Source organism: Catelliglobosispora koreensis DSM 44566, from assembly GCF_000379685.1.
Classification (GTDB): Bacteria; Actinomycetota; Actinomycetes; order Mycobacteriales; family Micromonosporaceae; genus Catelliglobosispora; species Catelliglobosispora koreensis.
This window is the reverse complement of the sequence record NZ_KB903251.1, coordinates 178460-195262: the sequence shown is the minus strand read 5'-3', so window position 1 is coordinate 195262 and position 16803 is coordinate 178460. Positions and strand designations below refer to the sequence as shown.

The following is a 16803-nucleotide window of genomic DNA, read 5'->3' as shown; positions in this document are numbered from 1 at the left end:
CGGTCAGACTCCGGCCAGCTCACGCTCGTCTTCGAACGCGTCATCGTCGGCCTCACCCGGCGGAACCACGCCCGGGTGATAAGGCTCCGAATCCTCGCCACCGACGCGGCGCTCCGCTTCCTCGTCTTCGATCGTGCTCGTGCTGACCGCCGACGAGTGCCGCTGGAACGTCGACGTCCCGCGAGCGAGGTCGTGCCCGATCGCGCCCGCGTCGAGCTCGTAAAGCACGCGCCGCACGCCCGCCTCGTCGATCCAGTCGCGCGTGTAGAGCCGCCCGACAACGATGACCGGGTCGCCAACTTTCAGCGACTGGACAGCGCCTTCGGCCAGCCGGCGCCAGGCCGTCACCCGAACCCGCAAGCTATGCCCGTCAACCCATTCGCTCGTCCCCTTATCGAAGCGCCGCGCGGTCGACGCGACCCGGAAGCTCGCGACCACCTGGTTGGACTGGCTGGTCTTGCGAAACTCGGGCGCCGTCAAGACATTGCCCACGATCGTCAGAGGTGTATCGAACATCCCCCATCCCTCCTTCTCCATCTGCGAACCTGAAAAGGAGCGTGCGCCAGCACCCCAACCCCGAGCGAACCTCACGACCCGTCCGCTGTGGATAACCCCAGCCTGTGGATAACTAGCCCCAGGTAATCTTTGGTGGTGGGCACGGACGCACTGCAGATCGACGTTCTCGGCGAGCCATATCACCAGCGGGTGATCGAGCTTCCCGACGATGACGAGGGTCCCGTCATCGCGACGCTGGTCAGCCGCAAGGCACCTCAGCCGACGCCGAAAGCGGCGCTATACCTGCACGGCTACAACGACTATTTCTTCCAGACGCATATCGCTGACTTCTTCATCGAGCGCGGTTATGACTTCTACGCACTCGACCTGCGTAAGTACGGCCGGAGTCTGCAGCCCCATCAAACCGCGAACTATGTCAGCAGCCTGGCGGACTATTTCCCCGAGCTCGACGAGGCGGCCCGCATCATCAGGGCCGACGATGAGCACGACACGATGGTCATCTTCGCTCACTCGACCGGTGGCCTGATCTCGTCGCTGTGGGCGCATTCGCGTTCGCACACCGGGGCCGTGGACGGGCTCGTGCTCAACAGTCCGTTCTTTGACTTCAACACCAGCTGGATGGTCCGCCGGCCGCTTGCCGCCGTGATCGGCCGCGTCGCCGGGCGGCTGCCTAAGCGCCCGTTCGGCTCGCGTGGTGTATCGCTTTACGGCCAGAGCCTGCACCAGGACTACAACGGCGAGTGGGTCTATGACCTGTCGTGGAAACCGGTGTCGTCGTTCCCGGCCCGGCTGGGCTGGCTGCACGCGGTCCGCTTAGGACAGCAGCGCCTGCGGGCGGGCCTGGACATCACGGCGCCGATCCTGGTCGCGCACTCCAGCGCCTCGTTTCATGCCCCGGTTTGGGACGATGCCGCCCACGAGGCTGACGCCGTGCTGAACGTCGAGCACATCTCCCGCTGGGCACCAGCGCTCGGCCGCCACGTCACGGTGGTGCGCATCGATGGCGGCAAACACGACCTGACCTTGTCCCGGGAGCCTGCCAGGCAGCGGTTCTTCAGCGAGACCCAGAAGTGGCTGGGCGCCTACATCTAGAATCGATCAAGATGGATTGTTAACCTGACGAACTATTAATGGAAAGGTTTCCAACCGTCGAATCGAGACGACTATGCGTCCCGTCCGGACCTGGGCGGCATTCGCCGCGCTCGTCATGCTCAGCTTTGTCATCAGTCCCGCCGCCAGCGCCGCCCCGGTCCGTTACGAAGCCGAACAGGCCACGATCATCAACGGTGTCGTCGAGAGCAATCACGCGGGCTTCACCGGCACCGGATTCGTCAACAGCGCCAACGCTATCGGGGCAGCCATCGAGTTCAGCGTCCCGATGACGGCGGCCGCCAGCCGGACCCTCGTCTTCCGGCACGCCAACGGAACCACGTCGAACCGTCCCGCGACGCTCACCATCAACGGCACCGCCCACTCCAGCCCGCTCTTTCCGCCCACGGGCGCGTGGACATCGTGGTCCACCATGAGCGCGACCGCCACATTGGCCGCTGGCACCAACACCATCCGTATCAGCGCGACGACGTCCAACGGACTGTCCAATATCGACTCCCTCACCGTTGACGATGGCCAGGGCGGAGGCGGCGATCCCGCGCCGGTCGAGGACCCGATCCCCAACGATCCGGTCACGTCAGGGCTCGGTCTCGTGCTCACGGAGTTCGCGACGTTTCCGCAGTCAAACCCGGTGCCCGCGCCGACGGACTCCCGCCTCGTGCGCCGGGCCCGCATCAACCACCTAGGTGAGGTGCCGGGCATACCCGGGCGCAAGTTCGTTCCCGACCTCAACGGCAAGCTCTACCTAGTACCAGCCAGTGGTGGAACCCCAACCACCTATCTAGATGTTCGCGCCACGGTTGGCGGCAATTTCTTCTCAGGCCGCGGCCTTGGCAGTGGTTTTGGGTTCGTCACGTTCCACCCGCAGTACGTCACGAACGGCAAGTTCTACACCGTCCACAGTGAATCGCCCAACCAGCAAGCGGACTGGACGCAATCCAGCGCCGTGGTGCACAGCGTCGTCACCGAATGGACCGCCAGCAACCCCATGGCGACAACATTTACTGGTACTCGGCGGCAGCTGCTGCGCCTCGGTTTTGGCACCTACATTCACGCTATTCAGCAGATCGACTTCAATCCGAACACGACAGACGGCTTGCTGTATATCGCGGTTGGCGATGGCGGCCGCGGCGCGTCGAGCACGATCCCGCAGCAGCGCAATGTCCCGTTCGGCAAGCTCCTGCGGATCAACCCGGCGGGCACGAACAGCGCGAACGGCCGCTACGGCATCCCGCCGAACAATCCATTCGTTGGCGTGCCCGGAACGCTCGGTGAGATCTACTCGATCGGCTACCGCGACCCGCACCGCTTCAGCTGGGACCGCGGCGGCACGAACCGCATGTTCCTCGGCCACATCGGCGAACACACCATTGAGGGCGTCTATGACGTACGCGCCGGTGACAACATGGGCTGGAGCGACCGCGAAGGCGCCTGGATCTACAACAAATCCGATCCCTGCAACGTTTACAGCCTGCCGTCCAACGACTCGACGTTTGGCTATACCTATCCGGTCGCGGCCTACGACCACGATCCCCCGCCTGGCTGGAACTGCAGCAGCGACCTCGGCCGCGCCATCGCCGGCGGCTTCGTCTACCGCGGCAACGCCATCCCCGCGCTACGGGGCAAATACATCTTCGGCGATCTGGTGCAGGGCTGGGTCTTCTACACCAACGAATCGTCCATGGTCCGCGGCGGTCCCCTACCCCAGGTCTATCAATTCAAGATATTCAATTCATCTGGTACGCAGACAAGCATGCCGTCTTTAGCCGGAGACTCCCGAGTCGACCTCCGATTCGGCCTCGACGCGGCGGGAGAGCTCTACATCCTCGCCAAAGCCAACGGCCGGATCTGGAAAGTTACGTCCACCAATGGATCAGCGCCGTAGTTAATCGAGATGCCCGACGCGCCCGGGGAGCGGTACCGTGTCCGCGGTACCCTTTTCTCCGGGCGTCACGGTCCGTCACCTATGCTGGCCGGCGACCCTTACGGATGCGCTCGTAGCTCAGCTGGATAGAGCAGCGGACTTCTAATCCGCCGGTCGCAGGTTCGAATCCTGCCGGGCGCACTCTCACTCTTCCCCACCTGCGCATGTTGGATTCTTAGCCAGGCAGGTGAGCGGTGGTGCGGCTGGCTGCCTGCGACGCTCACCGCCACGAGCACGAGGCGGACAGCCGCACCCGCAGGGCACCTACTCCGCGGTGCGCGGCCGGGGCAGGTGCGTCCTGATATCGAGGCGGAGCTTTTCCATGCGCTGGATCATTAGAGCGAGTTCGCCCGCCTGCAAACGAGCGCGGCGAATCAGCTCAGCCAGGCTGGCGTCAAAGCGTTCAAGATCTGTGGCCGGGGCCGGCCCGCCTGTGTCTTCTATCAGGCGGGCGTTATTTATCAGCTGCATGAAACTGTCGGCCATGAACCGCTGGTTGCCCCTAAAGGCCGGCCGCTAAACAGGCATTCACCGGAAAGCGTGGTCTTTAGTTGACGCAGAATTCGTTGCCTTCCGGGTCTTGCATGACAAGCCAGAACCGTCCGTCGTCTACGCGGCGCAGGATCGATCCACCGGCGGCGATTAGCTGGGCGCCAACCGCCTCGATCCGTGCGCGGCGCTGGCCATCGTCTGGCCCGCCGGCTTTCACGTCGAGGTGGACGCGGTTCTTTGTGCTCTTGGGTTCAGGAACGCGGAGGAAGAAGATGTCGGGACGGTGGCCTTTCTTGTCGACCAAGGTGCGGCCGGCGTTGCGCTGATCTTCCGGAATCTCGTTGGCGTCCGCCCATTCCTCCCAGGTGGCGTAGCCGTCGGGTGGGCCGTGCGGGAAGTCGTAGCCAGGTAGCGCCACCATCCAGAAACGAGCGAGGAGGTCCGGATCGCCGCAGTCGAACACGATATGAATGTCGGGGACCATGTGCAGACCGTAATCGGGATCGCGAACCGTCGCAGTACCAAACTTTGTTGTCCGGGCCCCAGACCGCTTTCGCTGCCGAGGGCCCGGACGGCGGTCAACTGCGCAGGCTCCATCGCTGGTTCGAGCCACCGCTACACGACCAGAGAATGATCTTTGTTCCGTTCGCCGGTGAGTTGCCGGAGGCGTCTAGGCAAAGCCCGGACTGCACACCGGTGATGGTGCCGTTGGAGTTCACGTTCCATTGCTGATTGGACTGGCCGCTGCAGTCCCAGATGATCACTGCGGTGCCGTTGGTGGTTCCCCGGTTCGAGGCGTCCAGGCACTTGTTGCCGTAAACCACGAGCTGCCTGTTGGCGGTGTAAGTCCAGCGCTGCTGGGTGCCGCTCCAGCAGTCGTATAGCTGCACTTGGGTGCCGTTGGCTGTCGAAGCGCCTGGAACGTCAACGCACCGGCCAGACTGCCCACCCACGATCTGCTGGCCACTGCCGCCAGGCGGATTCGAGGTAGTTGGCGTTGGCGTTGGGTTCCCGCCCGGTCCTTCGCTGACGGTGATGCTGGAGCTACCGCTGCTCTGGTAGCCCTCCGTGGCGAGGATCTGGTAGTTGTGTGTGCCCAGGTTCAGGCCAAGGCTGGCCCACGCGTTGAAGTGGTTGGCGGTGGTGATGGTGCCGCCGGTCCGGTGCTGCTGGCGGACACTCCAGTACTGGTAGAACGTCGCGTTCCCGATGATGGAGGGCTGGTTGACGCGCAGGGTGCGATAGATGTCGTACGTGCTGCCGTCGGTGTTCACCGACCCCAGCCGGGTCGCGCCCGTGCTCGGGTTGTAGCTGCCGAACCTCTCCACGACGTAGTACTCGATGAGCGGGTTGGTCGTCCAGCCGTAGAGCGCGAGATAACCGTTCCCGTTCGGGCTGAAGCTGCCCGAGTAGTTCACTGTGTGGTTGGAGCCTGGGTTCCAGCCCTTGCCCACGACGGTGTTGTTGATGCCGTTCCACTGGACGCTGTACTGGCCGCCGGCACCAAGGTTCATGGTGACGTTGCCACTGTCCTTCCAGTACGAGTAGAAGAACCCGTTGTGGTACCCGGTCGAGTTCGAGGTGATGGTGCGGTCGGCCTCGGCATGGGCGGCGCTGCCCAGCGTGATCGAGGCCGCGGCTAGCACGACGGCGCTCACGGCGACAGCGAGCAGCTTGATGCGGCGTTTGGGATGGGAGCGGATGTCGAACATGTGCAGGTGTCCTTAGGTGAGGGCAGCCCTAGGGACCAGGCTGCGTGACACGACTCGGCACTGTCGTGGGGCCGTCGGGCACGGCCACCGTCATCAGCGCCGGATCACGCCGGGATGTCTCGATCGTTGAGGTTCATCGATGCTCGAATCATCAGCCGGCCCAATTTGGACTGTCAATAACTTCCGGGAAACTTCCGGAAGCGATGGCACTCTCGCGTGCTCCCTTTTAGTGCCTTTGCACGGCTTTAGCTGCCGCCGAAGATAGCCTGTCTACTTTGGAGATCACTAAATCTTCGGCGTGAGAATGCCGAAAGTTTCGGTACCCATGCGACAGCGGGTCAGACGACGGGTGGCCACGGGAGGACGCCGTCGTTGTCTTCCTCGGCACGGCGTCTGCTGATGGCTAGTTGCAAGGCCTGAATCACGTGAAGCAGATGAGCACGGTTGGCCTTATGCGTGTCTTGCACGAGCGCGCAGGCGTCACGTTGCCGGTTGATTTGATCCAGCAGGTTTTCCGCACGCCGCCTGACCGCGCACAGATGTTCTTCGGCCATCGCTGCAGCCGATTGGCCGCAAGACTCTCTCACCTCAGCTAAGCGATCCTTCGCTGTGTCCACATCGGACAGTGCCTCGGTCAGCTGCTTGAGAAGCGCGTTTTGGTGCTGCTCGCGGATCACGGACTCGGCTTGCTCGATGACGTCGATTTCGTAAAGCTGCCGCCAGTGCACATCCAGCTGCTCGCACATAATCCGCAGACACTCTGACGTCATTGGAGCCTCCATCCGCCGACCGGAACGCTTATCTACTAAGCGGTGCTCACGGCTGAGACGTTACATTCCTGACGCACCAATCAGTCTCCGTGCCGTCGGTAAAGCGCCTTTGGATCACAACTTGAGCTCAATCCCCGCGGGAATGGCTCCAAAGGCCGAGACCAATGACTACAGCAAACCCTGCGATGAGACTGAAGAGGCCGACATTCCACGTCAGGTCTTCGAGCAGGGTTGGCTCCATCTTGTCGTGGCCGTGTTCGCGGCTGATCTGTGCCACCAGTTGCTGCACAGCGTCTCGGTCCGCATCGCTAAAGCCACCTTCTGAGGCGAGCGAACGCGACAGTTGAGTGATGCGTCCAACCTCCTCAGCCGAAAACGCCCCGCTAGCAAGAGGACCGCCGGTCACACCCATCGGAGGCAGGACACTGCAATACAGAACCTCGCCCGTGTCCTGATCAAGGACGAGCGCAGAGTCTCCCGGATCATCCTTTGTGCACGCCTTCCCGGACGCGGAGAACTCCACTTGATAAGGCGACACGGGGGATTCGATGGCGTAGTGGACCAGCAGGCTTCCAGCTCCTACGAGTACAGCGAGCAGAGGAACCAAACACCCGAGGACAAGGAGCTTGTTGCTGGGCTGTCTCGCGTTGCCGGACATAGATCCTCCACATTGGAGACTGCTGAAGCAGCCCAGGGGACATGGTGCTGAATTCTGTCACTAGACGAGCCTATGTGGCGCACAGTACTGTGTGGCGCATGGTAAGCGAGAAGCTGGAGCTTGAACTGCGGCGAGGGGTGGTCGTGCTGGCTGTCCTGTCGCAGTTGCGGTCCTACCGCTACGGCTACGAGCTGCGGCAGTCGCTGTCCAGCAAAGGGCTCCCCATCGAAGAGGGCACGCTCTATCCGCTGTTGCGGCGGCTGGAGTCGCAGGGCGTGCTCACCAGCGAGTGGCGGGCCAATGAAGGGTCACCGCGGCGCTATTACCAGCTCAGCGACACCGGGGTGAAGCTCTGCGAGCAGCTGACGGCCTCATGGCGCGGGCTGAACGAGGTTATGGACCGGCTCCTGGAAGGTGATGAAGGATGATGATGACCGCGCCTGAACTAATTGACGCCTACGTGGCCGATGTGGCCAGATTGCTGCCACGCAAGGATCGGGCCGACGTTTCGATGGAGCTGCGCGAGCTGTTGCGCGACGAGCTTGGGGACGGCTCGGCTGACGAGGCGCTCGAACTGTTGCGGGGCTTCGGCCGTCCCGCGGAAGTGGCCGCACGGTACGGAAAACCGCTGACAGTGATCGATCAGGGTGACACGCGCCCGTTCCTCAGGCTCAGCGTTGTCGGCGTCATCGTCATCTGGTCGCTGGGGCTGATCGAGGCCATCGAGGCGGGCAGCGGCGCGATGATGGTGCTTCAGGTGTGGTACTTCAAATATGTCCTGCAGTCCTTCTGGTGGCCCGGCCTTCTCGTCGTGTGCTTTGGCATCGCGGGCTGGGTGCGCAGGCGCTGGCCTAGCAGTGCGGCCTGGAAACCCAAGCCGTCACGGACCGATCACGTGAACAGGGCCGGCCGGATCGCGGCGATAGTGTTCTTCGTCGCCGGGACGCTGGTGCTGGTCAACGCCAGCTGGCTCATCAAGAAGGTGACCTCGGCACCTGACGCGATCGCGGCGTTCTCCTTCGACGAGGAGTTCCTGCGCCTGCGGGGCCCCTTGGTGCTCGCGCTCATGGTGCTCGCGATAGTGCACTTCGCCATGGTCACCGTCCAGGGGCGATGGTCGCCCTTCACACGCAAATTGGAGCTTGTCTTGGACCTCGCGATGGGCGCGGTGATGACGTGGGTGGTGTTCGCCGGCCCGGTTTACCAGAGTCCCCCGTCGGACCGTCTCGTCAAGTTTGTGCTGGTGCTCACCGTCGCTGGAATCCTCATTGACCTCGCCATCAAGGCCCGGCGGAAGTACGCCAGCCGCGCCAAGGCTATCAACCTGGTTAGCTGAGCTAACTGATCTCTCTCCACATAGGACTAAGCATTTCGGATAAAGATTGGCGTACTGGGTTTGTCAGGGACGTGTGGCAATCGGTAGTTTTCTGTTCGTGACGGGCCACGTGTTTATCAGCTACAGCCATGCCAGCGACTCGGATTATGTTGAGCAACTGGCAGAACACCTGAGCCAGCAAGGCATACCTGTCTGGTTCGACCGCGACATCATCAGTGGTGATCGGTGGGCGGCTGTGATCCGAAAACAGCTTGATTCATGCGTGGCCTTTATCGTCGTGATGAGTCCAGCCGCCGAAGAATCCGTGTGGGTGAACCGGGAAATCAACCAGGCGGAGGAGATGGGCAAGCCGATCTACCCGCTGCTGATTTCCGGCCGGAGGTTCTTCCGGCTCAGTGATGTTCAGTTCGAGGATGTGACCGGCGGCCGGATGCCACCGTCACGGTTTGTTGACCGCTTGCGGGGCTCGAAGGCCGCGGCGCCGGTGGCACCACCGCCACCAAAGCCGGTGAGCACGCTGTTGTCCATCCCGCCGACCAGTCCGCTGCCCGATGCCGCGACGTTGACCCGTCAATACAACGACGCCCTAACGCTGGCTGGCCGTGGCGACTACAACGGTGCCGTTCAGTTGCTGCGGCACGTGGCCGTCGACCGTGCGCACGTCATTGGTGCCGAGCACCCCGACACTCTGTGGACGCGTTATCAGCTTGGCTTCAACCTCGGCGAATCAGGCGACCGCCGCCAAGCGGTTCTGATCTTCCGGGAGCTGCTGCCAGACGACGTGCTGTTCCTTGGTTCTGACCATGGCGACACGATGTGGACCCGCCACCAGCTCGCCTTCAACCTCGGTGAGACCGGCGAGCCGGCCGAGGCTGTAAAGCTGTTCCAGGATCTCGTCAACGACCGCAGCCGCATCCTCGGCCCGGAGCATTCCGACACCCTCAAGACGCGGTACCGCGCGGCCTATTACACCGGCGAAACCGGTGACCGCCGCCAGGCCGCCGTCATGTTCCGCGAGCTGCTCGACGACCGCGTCCGCATCCTGGGCGCCGATCACACTGACACCCTCCTAACGCGACACCACTTGGCTTTCAACCTCGGTGAGAGCGGCAACCGCCCAGAAGCGATCGAAATCTTCCGGGAGCTGTCCAAGGATCGCGCCAGGGTGCTCGGCGCTGACAATGCCGACACGCTCTGGACTCGTTACCAGCTCGCCTACAACACGGGTGAGTCCGGCAACCGCGCGCAAGCGGTGACGCTCTTGCGGGAACTACTCACCGACCGCATTCGCGCGATCGGCCCGAACCACATCGACACCCTCTGGACCCGGCACCAGCTCGCGTTCAACATCGGCGAGACCGGCGACCGCAGGGAAGCGCTCCGGCTGTTCGTGGAGTTGGAGCCCGATCACATCCGCTACGCCGGCCCCGATCACAACGACACGTTGTGGACACGGCACCAAGTCGCCTACAACACCGGCGAGACAGGCAACAAGAAAAAGGGCGCGGAACTGTTCAAGGAACTGGCCGACGACCGCGCACGGGTCCTTGGGCCCGACCATGTGGACACGCTCAAGACCCGCTACCGGTGGGCTTACTACCTCGGTGAGTCTGGAGACCGCCAGCAAGCCATCCGGCTCTACCGCGAGCTGATCACCGACCGCATCCGCGTCATCGGGCCAGATCACACCGACACGCTCTGGACGCGGCACCAGCTCGCCTTCAACGTCGGCGAGACCGGCGACCGGCAGCAGGCCGTCCGCCTGTACCAGGACCTGCTCAAAGACAACATCCGCATCCTCGGCGAAGAGCACGCGGACACGCTGTGGACCCGTTACCAGCTGGCCTACAACATCAGTGAGTCCGGCAACCGCGCGCAAGCGGTGATGCTCTTCCGGGACTTGGTCGCTGACCGCACGCGCATCATCGGCCCGTATCACACCGACACGCTGTGGGCGCGGCACCAGCTGGCGTTCAACATCGGTGAAACCGGAGACCGGCCGCAAGCACTGCGCTTGTTCCAGGAGCTGCTTCCTGACTACGTCAGGTTCCTCGGGCTCGATCACCCCGACACGTTGTGGACGCGGCACCAGGTCGCCTACAACCTCGGTGAGACCGGTGACCGGGCGGGCTCGGCGAAGATGTTCCGCGATCTCGTGCTCGACCGCACGCGCGTGCTCGGCCCCGATCACCTCGACACCTTGAAGGCCCGGCACCGCCTGGCTTACAACGTCGGGGAATCAGGCGACCGGCAGCAGGCGGTGGAGTTGTTCCAGCAGCTCGTCGAGGACCGCACACGCATCCTCGGCCCGGATCACCCGGACACCAAGGAATCCATCCGCCTCATGAACACCTTCAAGTGACGCCAGTCTATTGCGGGTCGTAGCGGCAGGAAAGTCCGGTTCGGACGGTCCGCGATAGGTGGGTGGCTAACTCGGGGAACGATTCGCCGATGCGGGTGATGGCATCACGGATGCGAGCGGTCACGGCTTTGCGGGAACGTTCCGCGACGGTAACGGCGAGGTCGCGTGACGATCCGTCTGGCTTGGTGGCACGGCGCAGTTCCGCGAGCAGAGCCTCGCGCTCGGCTGCCGCCCGGTCACGATGGACAACGTCAGCCGACGCCAGCTCCTCGTCGAGGTCACGCAACCGTTGCCGGTAGGCGGCGAGTGCTTGGCGGTCGAGAGCTGGTTCCGTTGAGTCGACGACGCCCGCGCCCGCGAGATCCAGGGCGGAGATGTCCACGCCGGGACGGCTGACCAGCGTCGCGAGATCGCGCAATCCCTTGGTGTCACGCACAATCGCGGTCCGTCCCTGGAACGTCAAGTGCCACAACGATCCGTCGCGTACGAATTGGGGACGCGCGTTGTTGAGGACGCTGTCGGAGACGGCCTCCCACGCGCGGGCACCGAGCGCGTGATGTGTCGCGAGCGCCTTCTCCCACCACTTGCGTGCGTCCTCCGGCTTGCCGAGGACGGCGTAGAGCTGCCCGGCCCGGTGCGCCTGTGCTCCAGCGAAGGCCACGAGCGCGCCGTTGACCGCGCAACTGTCCGCCGCTGGCAACAGCTCAGCGAGCAGCTCTGTGCAAAATGGACGGTCCTCAAGCCGGACCGCGGCTTCGGTCATCTCACCGATGAACACAGACCACAGATAAGACCGGTCGAGTTTCCAGTCATCGAGGGAACGGGCTAGGTCCAGCTCGCGTTTGGCGGCGTCGAGATCGCCTGCACGGGCGAGGAATCCGGCGGCGACAGCGTGCGCGTGGGCGGGAACACCGACCCACCACTGGATGGCCTGTTCCGCGAACTGGCGCAACAGCACCGGGTCTTCGCTAAGGCGCGCCAGTTCCAGCCGTTGCGACATCCTGACGTTGCCCGCGTCGGGGTCGCCGATAGCCTCGCCCATGACTTCGGCTTCCCGGCTCAGCCGCTCGCCGGCGACGGCATCTCCGTCCAAAATGGCCAGTGCCGCCTCACGTGTGCGCAACACATATTGGTTGCGCGGCTGACGTGATTGGCGGGCGTGATGGAAGTAGTCGGCCAGCGCGGGCCTGAAGGCTGGTGAACCGCTCTCCAGTAAAGCGTTAGCGATGAGCAGCAGAGCCTGGACGTGACGTTCCGTGTCGCCGGCTTGCTGTGCCAGGGCGGCGATCTCGCGGGCGATGGGCAACCGTTGCGCAGCTAGACCAGGGCGCCACAAGCTGTCGTGTTCCGCGAGCAGACAGTCGGCCAGGGTGCGTGGGTCGCCGAGGGAGCGGGCGATCGCTACCGCTTGCCGCGCCAGCGGATGCGCTCGCGGCCGGTCTGACGGGACGGAGTGCTGCAGTTGGCGCGACAGCTCCGCGGTGACCTGAGCTTCGGTGGCCGTCGCGGTGCCCTTCAGGGATTCGTGCGCTTTACCTAGTACCCCCAAGAGGTTTTGCCTTGGCATAGCGAACCGCGCACCGATTTGCGCGAAACCTAGCGCGACCGCCCCTTGCCGTTGCGGATCCGCGGCCAGCGACCACGCTTGCGTGAGCAAATCCTGTGCGGCCGTGGGATCTCCGGCCCGCAGCCGGTCTCCCGACTCGGCGGTGAGCAGGTCGACAAGGTCCGGTTTGGACAGCGCGAAACCAGCGGTGGCAATGGCTTCACGCGCCCGGGCCAAGTGCGCGGCGGACTCGGCGAAGGCGAACCGGGCGCGGTCAGCGGACGCGGCCGCTATGGCCCACCGCGCCACCGGATCCGGACCGCAAAGCGTTACGGCGAGGGTGAAATGGCGGGCCACTTCGGCGGCGTGCACCTGAGCACCGCGCTCGTGCCGGCGCACCAGCGCTTGCGCGGCGCGGTGATGCAGCTCGGCGCGCTGGCTGGCCGATAGCGAGCTGTAGATGGATTCGCGATAGAGGTCATGCGTGAAACCGCCCGCGCCAAGCACTCCCACGGCCTCATCGAGCAGCTCGGCGACCTGTGTCGCGGAGACGCCGAGCATGCCGGCCAGCACATCCGGCGACGGCGAGGGACCGGCGACCGCGGCCGCCTCCAGCAGCCGCACACAACCATCGGAAAGCCGGGCGAGCCGCCGGGAGACCACTTCCCTGATCGCGTGCGGCACCCCGGCGACCGCTCCGCCGGACGAGACGACCTGACTCAGCTCCCGCAGGAAGAACGGATTGCCGCCGCTGCGCTCGTAGATGGAATCCGCCCACGACTGGGCACTGGCATCGATGAGTTCCGCTGCCTCCGAGCGGCTCAGCCCCCGCAGCGGAAGGCGAAGGGCCGCGGAGCTGAGCGCGGCGAGGCCGGGATGGGCCTCGTCATCACGATAGGCGCCCACGATAAGCAACCGGTCAATATGTGCGGCACCGAGCAGAAACCGCACCAGGGCAAGGCTTGACGGGTCGCTCCACTGGAGATCGTCAAGAATCACGATGGGCTTGGTGATGCGGTGACTGATCGCCTCGAAGAGTTCCAGCTGATCTTCGATCTGGGCCAGTTCGCGAATCTCGGGCAAGGCTTGCGTCCAAGGCCACAGCGCTGGGGCGTCGGGCGCCCAGCAGGTGCCCCAGAGCGCATCATGATCTTGAGCGAACCGGGTGAGCAAGGCGGTCTTGCCCATGCCGGCGGGACCCGTCACCAGGACGAGGTTTCTGCCTGGACCTGCCGCCTCGTGCAAGGCGGCGAGCGCCTCGGGGCGCCCAACGAATGGCACCCGTCCATTATCGCTAGACCGGATCTGGCGGAACGCGCGGTGCTTCTAGCGCGTACAGGGTATGACGACGACATTCGACCCAGCGGTCTACAAGAGCACCACGCGGCAGCAGTGGCAAGACGCCGCCGAAGCGTGGCACCGCTGGGGGCCAACTATCGAAGACTGGCTCGGCGCGGCGACCAGCCAGATGCTCGACGCGGCGAAGATCGGGGCGGGCAGCCGGGTGCTCGATGTCGCGGCGGGCGCGGGTGGGCAGTCCATCGCGGCGGCTCACCGGGCCGGCCCGTCAGGTCACGTCCTGGCGACCGACATCTCGCCGGAGATCCTCCACTACGCGATGGCTGCCGCGGCTAACGCGGGCGTACGGAACCTCGCCGTTCAGGAGGCCGATGGCGAGGCGCTACAGGTGCCAGAGGAGAGTTTCGACGCGGCGATCTCACGGGTCGGGCTGATCTACTTCCCCGACCAGCAAGCGGCGCTCGGCTGCATTCGTGACGCGCTGCGGCCAGGTGGGCGGTTCGCCGCCGTGGTCTACTCGACGGCTGACCGCAATAAGTTCTTCTCCACGCCGGTGGGCATCATCCGCCGCCGGGCAGAGCTTCCGCCGCCGGCCCCGGGACAGCCTGGCCCGTTCAGCCTCGGCAACCCAGGCGTCGCCGAGGAAACCTTGGCCCGCGCCGGATTCCGGGACATCACGGTGGACACCGTGCCGTCACCGGTGCGGTTGCCGTCAGCTGCCGAGTGCGTGCGGTTCGAACGTGAATCGTTTGGGGCGCTGCACCAAATGCTTTCAGGGCTGCCCGCTCACGAACGCGAAGCGGCGTGGGACGAGATCGCGACAGCGCTCTCAGAATTCGAAGGGCCACAAGGGTTTTCCGGGCCCTGCGAAATGCTGGTGGTCTCAGGGGCTCGCTGACAACGAGTCGAGACGGTGCTGGAGGAAGCGGCGCTCGGGATCTGTTGGGGCCAAAGCGATGGCTGCCCGATAGCTCTCGGCCGCTTCCTCCGCCCGGCCCGCGCGGCGGAGCATGTCGGCTCGCGTGGCTGGCAGCAAGTAGTAACCGTTGAGCTCGCTGTCAAGCTCATCGAGCAAGGGCAACGCTTGTGCGGGTCCCTGCGCGAAGCCGACGGCGACGGCACGGTTGAGGCGCACCACCGCACTGGGAACGAACTTTCCAGCTGTCCGTAAAGGTCAGCGATGCGGGCCCAGTCGGTGACCGCTGACGTGTGGCACGCCGCGATCGCCGCCTGAAGCTGAAACGGTCCCGCCGCAGAACGCAACAGGGCCAAGCCTTCCGCGATATCGGCCTGATTCCACTTGGTACGGTCCTGCTCGTCCAGCGGCACGAGATCGCCATCGGGGCCGACACGGGCGGTCCGCCGGGAGTCGTGCAGCAACATGAGGGCGAGCATGCCGTTGGCTTCCGGCTCGTCAGGCATCAAAGCCACCAGCACCCGGCCCAGGCGGATCGCCTCATCGGTCAGCCGCCGCTTGGACGCGTCGCCATAGCCCTCGTTGAAGAGCAAGTAGATGACGTGCAGCACGGCCGGAAGCCGTTCTGGCAACAGGTGTGCCGGCGGCACCCGAAACGGGATGCCCGCGTGGACAATCTTTTCCTTCGCCCGGAACAGTCGTTGCCCCATAGTGCGCTCGGAAACGAGAAACGCCCGGGCGATCTCGGCCGTCGTCATGCCCGCGAGGCTGCGCAACGTCAAAGCGACCTGTGCCTGAAGGTTCAGCGACGGATGGCAGCACGTGAACATCAGTTCCAGGCGCTCATCGGGGATCTCGGAGTCGTGCTGCGGCGCGGGCGGGGGTTCCATCTGCGCCACCTCCTGCATCTTCTGCGCCTCACGCGAGGCACGGCGCATCCGGTCGATCGCCTTGTTGCGGGCAGTCGTCGTCAGCCAGGCCAGTGGCTGGCCGGGAATGCCGGTGGCATCCCATTTTTGCCATGCCTGGGTGTACGCGTCCTGAGCACACTCTTCGGCGAGATCCCAGTCGCCGGTCAGCCGGATCATGGTGGCCACGATCCGGCTCCAGCCATCGGCGTAGATCCGCGCGAAACGTTCCGCGTCCGTGACTACTCCTCGTCGTCCGGCCAGAACGGACGGATCTCGATCATTCCCGCCCACGCCATCGGATGCTTGGACGCGACTTCGATCGCCTCGTCGAGGTCCCGGCACTCAAGGATGTCGAAGCCTGCCATCTGTTCCTTGGTCTCAGCGAACGGACCGTCCGTCAGCAGCACCTCTCCCCCGCGCACCCGGATCGTCGTCGCCTCGCTCGCGGGACGGGTCCGGTTGCCCATGAGACGCACGCCGCGACTGTCCATTTCGGACACCCATGCCTCGATATCGGGAATGTTGGCGGCGTCCGCCTCGCTGACTTCGTAGCCCGGGTCGGTGCACACCTGCATCAGATACTTCACTTTGCGCTCCTGCTCGCTCGTCGGCCTTTACCTGCTCACCTGGATGACGAACGGCTGCGGCGCTCCACTACGTTACCGGCTCAAGATTTTTTCAGCCATTCTTCGCGGGTGACGGCGTATTCGACTTCGCCCTGCTCAGAGCCTTCTATCTGCTCCGGCCAGTCCTGCTTGAACGTGCGCACGTAACTCAGGCCGGACTTCTCCATCACACGCCGTGAGGCCGTGTTCACGGCCATGGTTTCGGCGTAGACCCGCCGCACGCCAAGCTCGCGGAAGCCCTTTTCGATCAGGGCTCTCGTGCCTTCGGTTCCGTAGCCCTTGCCCCAGGCCTTCTTGAGCAGGCGATAACCAACCTCGATTCCCTCACGCTCGGGCGCTCCAGCGGGGCCACCTTCGCTGGGGTGCTCCCTGAAGTGAAACCAGCCGAGGAACTCACCTGTGCTCTTTTCGATCACGGCCCAGTAACCGAACGCGTCACCCTGCTCGTAGTACTCAAGCATGTAAGGCAGCACCACCTCGCGAATCCGCTGAGGTGATGTGGGCTCGCCACCGCTCAGGTAGCGCATCACCTCAGGGTCGCTGTCCAGCTCGATGAGGTTGTCCGCGTCATCAGCCGTCAGGTAGCGCAGGACAAGGCGGTCAGTTTCCAGGTAGACCCGCATAG

15 protein-coding genes, 1 tRNA gene and 1 pseudogene are annotated in these 16803 nt (G+C 64.3%); 7 read left to right on the top strand and 10 right to left on the bottom strand.

Translation table 11 applies throughout. The annotated features are described in order from the left end of the window. Positions 1–3: 3 nt before the first annotated feature. A complete protein-coding gene (locus tag A3E1_RS0111500; protein WP_020520916.1) occupies positions 4–516 on the bottom strand; it encodes a single-stranded DNA-binding protein in 513 nt (170 codons plus the stop codon). Between the two features lie 150 nt (positions 517–666). Here A3E1_RS0111500 and A3E1_RS39885 point away from each other — a divergent pair, with 150 nt between their 5' ends. The 3 genes from A3E1_RS39885 (at position 667) to A3E1_RS0111485 (ending at position 3691) form a co-directional block, all read left to right on the top strand. After that, on the top strand, positions 667–1608 hold the full coding sequence (locus tag A3E1_RS39885; protein ID WP_083929466.1) for an alpha/beta hydrolase: 942 nt from the start codon (positions 667–669) through the stop codon (positions 1606–1608). Between the two features lie 73 nt (positions 1609–1681). Continuing rightward, a complete protein-coding gene (locus A3E1_RS39880) occupies positions 1682–3511 on the top strand; it encodes a PQQ-dependent sugar dehydrogenase (RefSeq protein WP_020520914.1) in 1830 nt (609 codons plus the stop codon). Positions 3512–3617: 106 nt separating this feature from the next. Then, positions 3618–3691 (top strand) — tRNA-Arg (locus A3E1_RS0111485). Between the two features lie 123 nt (positions 3692–3814). Here A3E1_RS0111485 and A3E1_RS0111480 read toward each other — a convergent pair. The 5 genes from A3E1_RS0111480 to A3E1_RS0111460 form a co-directional block, all read right to left on the bottom strand. Beyond that, positions 3815–4036: a hypothetical protein gene (locus A3E1_RS0111480; protein ID WP_020520913.1), complete on the bottom strand. Its 222-nt coding sequence runs from the start codon at positions 4034–4036 to the stop codon at positions 3815–3817. Between the two features lie 61 nt (positions 4037–4097). Next, on the bottom strand, positions 4098–4526 hold the full coding sequence (locus tag A3E1_RS0111475) for a VOC family protein (protein WP_020520912.1): 429 nt from the start codon (positions 4524–4526) through the stop codon (positions 4098–4100). A gap of 94 nt (positions 4527–4620) precedes the next feature. Continuing rightward, positions 4621–5754 (bottom strand): glycoside hydrolase family 11 protein, encoded by a 1134-nt coding sequence (locus tag A3E1_RS0111470; RefSeq protein WP_020520911.1) that lies wholly within the window; start codon positions 5752–5754, stop codon positions 4621–4623. 338 nt (positions 5755–6092) lie between these two features. Continuing rightward, positions 6093–6524, bottom strand: coding sequence for a hypothetical protein (locus A3E1_RS0111465; protein ID WP_157631456.1), 432 nt, complete (start codon positions 6522–6524; stop codon positions 6093–6095). Positions 6525–6651: 127 nt separating this feature from the next. After that, complete coding sequence (locus tag A3E1_RS0111460) at positions 6652–7182, bottom strand: hypothetical protein (protein WP_020520909.1); 531 nt, start codon at positions 7180–7182, stop codon at positions 6652–6654. 98 nt (positions 7183–7280) lie between these two features. Here A3E1_RS0111460 and A3E1_RS0111455 point away from each other — a divergent pair, with 98 nt between their 5' ends. From A3E1_RS0111455 to A3E1_RS44615, 3 genes are all read left to right on the top strand, one after another. Next, the gene (locus tag A3E1_RS0111455) at positions 7281–7610 is read left to right on the top strand and encodes a PadR family transcriptional regulator (RefSeq protein ID WP_020520908.1); all 330 of its coding nucleotides are present in this window, start codon (positions 7281–7283) and stop codon (positions 7608–7610) included. Next, positions 7607–8518, top strand: a complete 912-nt coding sequence (locus tag A3E1_RS0111450) for a hypothetical protein (RefSeq protein ID WP_026208328.1) — start codon at positions 7607–7609, stop codon at positions 8516–8518. The genes A3E1_RS0111455 and A3E1_RS0111450 overlap by 4 nt, the downstream gene beginning before the upstream one ends. Before the next feature lie 97 nt (positions 8519–8615). Next, positions 8616–10880: a tetratricopeptide repeat protein gene (locus tag A3E1_RS44615; RefSeq protein ID WP_169454390.1), complete on the top strand. Its 2265-nt coding sequence runs from the start codon at positions 8616–8618 to the stop codon at positions 10878–10880. Between the two features lie 7 nt (positions 10881–10887). Here A3E1_RS44615 and A3E1_RS0111440 read toward each other — a convergent pair whose 3' ends face one another. Beyond that, positions 10888–13707, bottom strand: coding sequence for an AAA family ATPase (locus A3E1_RS0111440; protein ID WP_020520905.1), 2820 nt, complete (start codon positions 13705–13707; stop codon positions 10888–10890). 61 nt (positions 13708–13768) lie between these two features. Here A3E1_RS0111440 and A3E1_RS0111435 point away from each other — a divergent pair, with 61 nt between their 5' ends. Further along, positions 13769–14623, top strand: a complete 855-nt coding sequence (locus tag A3E1_RS0111435) for a class I SAM-dependent methyltransferase (RefSeq protein ID WP_020520904.1) — start codon at positions 13769–13771, stop codon at positions 14621–14623. Here A3E1_RS0111435 and A3E1_RS0111430 read toward each other — a convergent pair. From A3E1_RS0111430 to A3E1_RS0111420, 3 genes and pseudogenes are all read right to left on the bottom strand, one after another. Beyond that, positions 14609–15729, bottom strand: a pseudogene (locus A3E1_RS0111430) (RNA polymerase sigma factor). The gene A3E1_RS0111435 and the pseudogene A3E1_RS0111430 sit on opposite strands and share 15 nt — an antisense overlap. A gap of 62 nt (positions 15730–15791) precedes the next feature. Continuing rightward, a complete protein-coding gene (locus A3E1_RS0111425; RefSeq protein WP_020520902.1) occupies positions 15792–16139 on the bottom strand; it encodes a YciI family protein in 348 nt (115 codons plus the stop codon). A gap of 80 nt (positions 16140–16219) precedes the next feature. Beyond that, the gene (locus A3E1_RS0111420; RefSeq protein ID WP_020520901.1) at positions 16220–16801 is read right to left on the bottom strand and encodes a GNAT family N-acetyltransferase; all 582 of its coding nucleotides are present in this window, start codon (positions 16799–16801) and stop codon (positions 16220–16222) included. Positions 16802–16803: the final 2 nt, after the last annotated feature.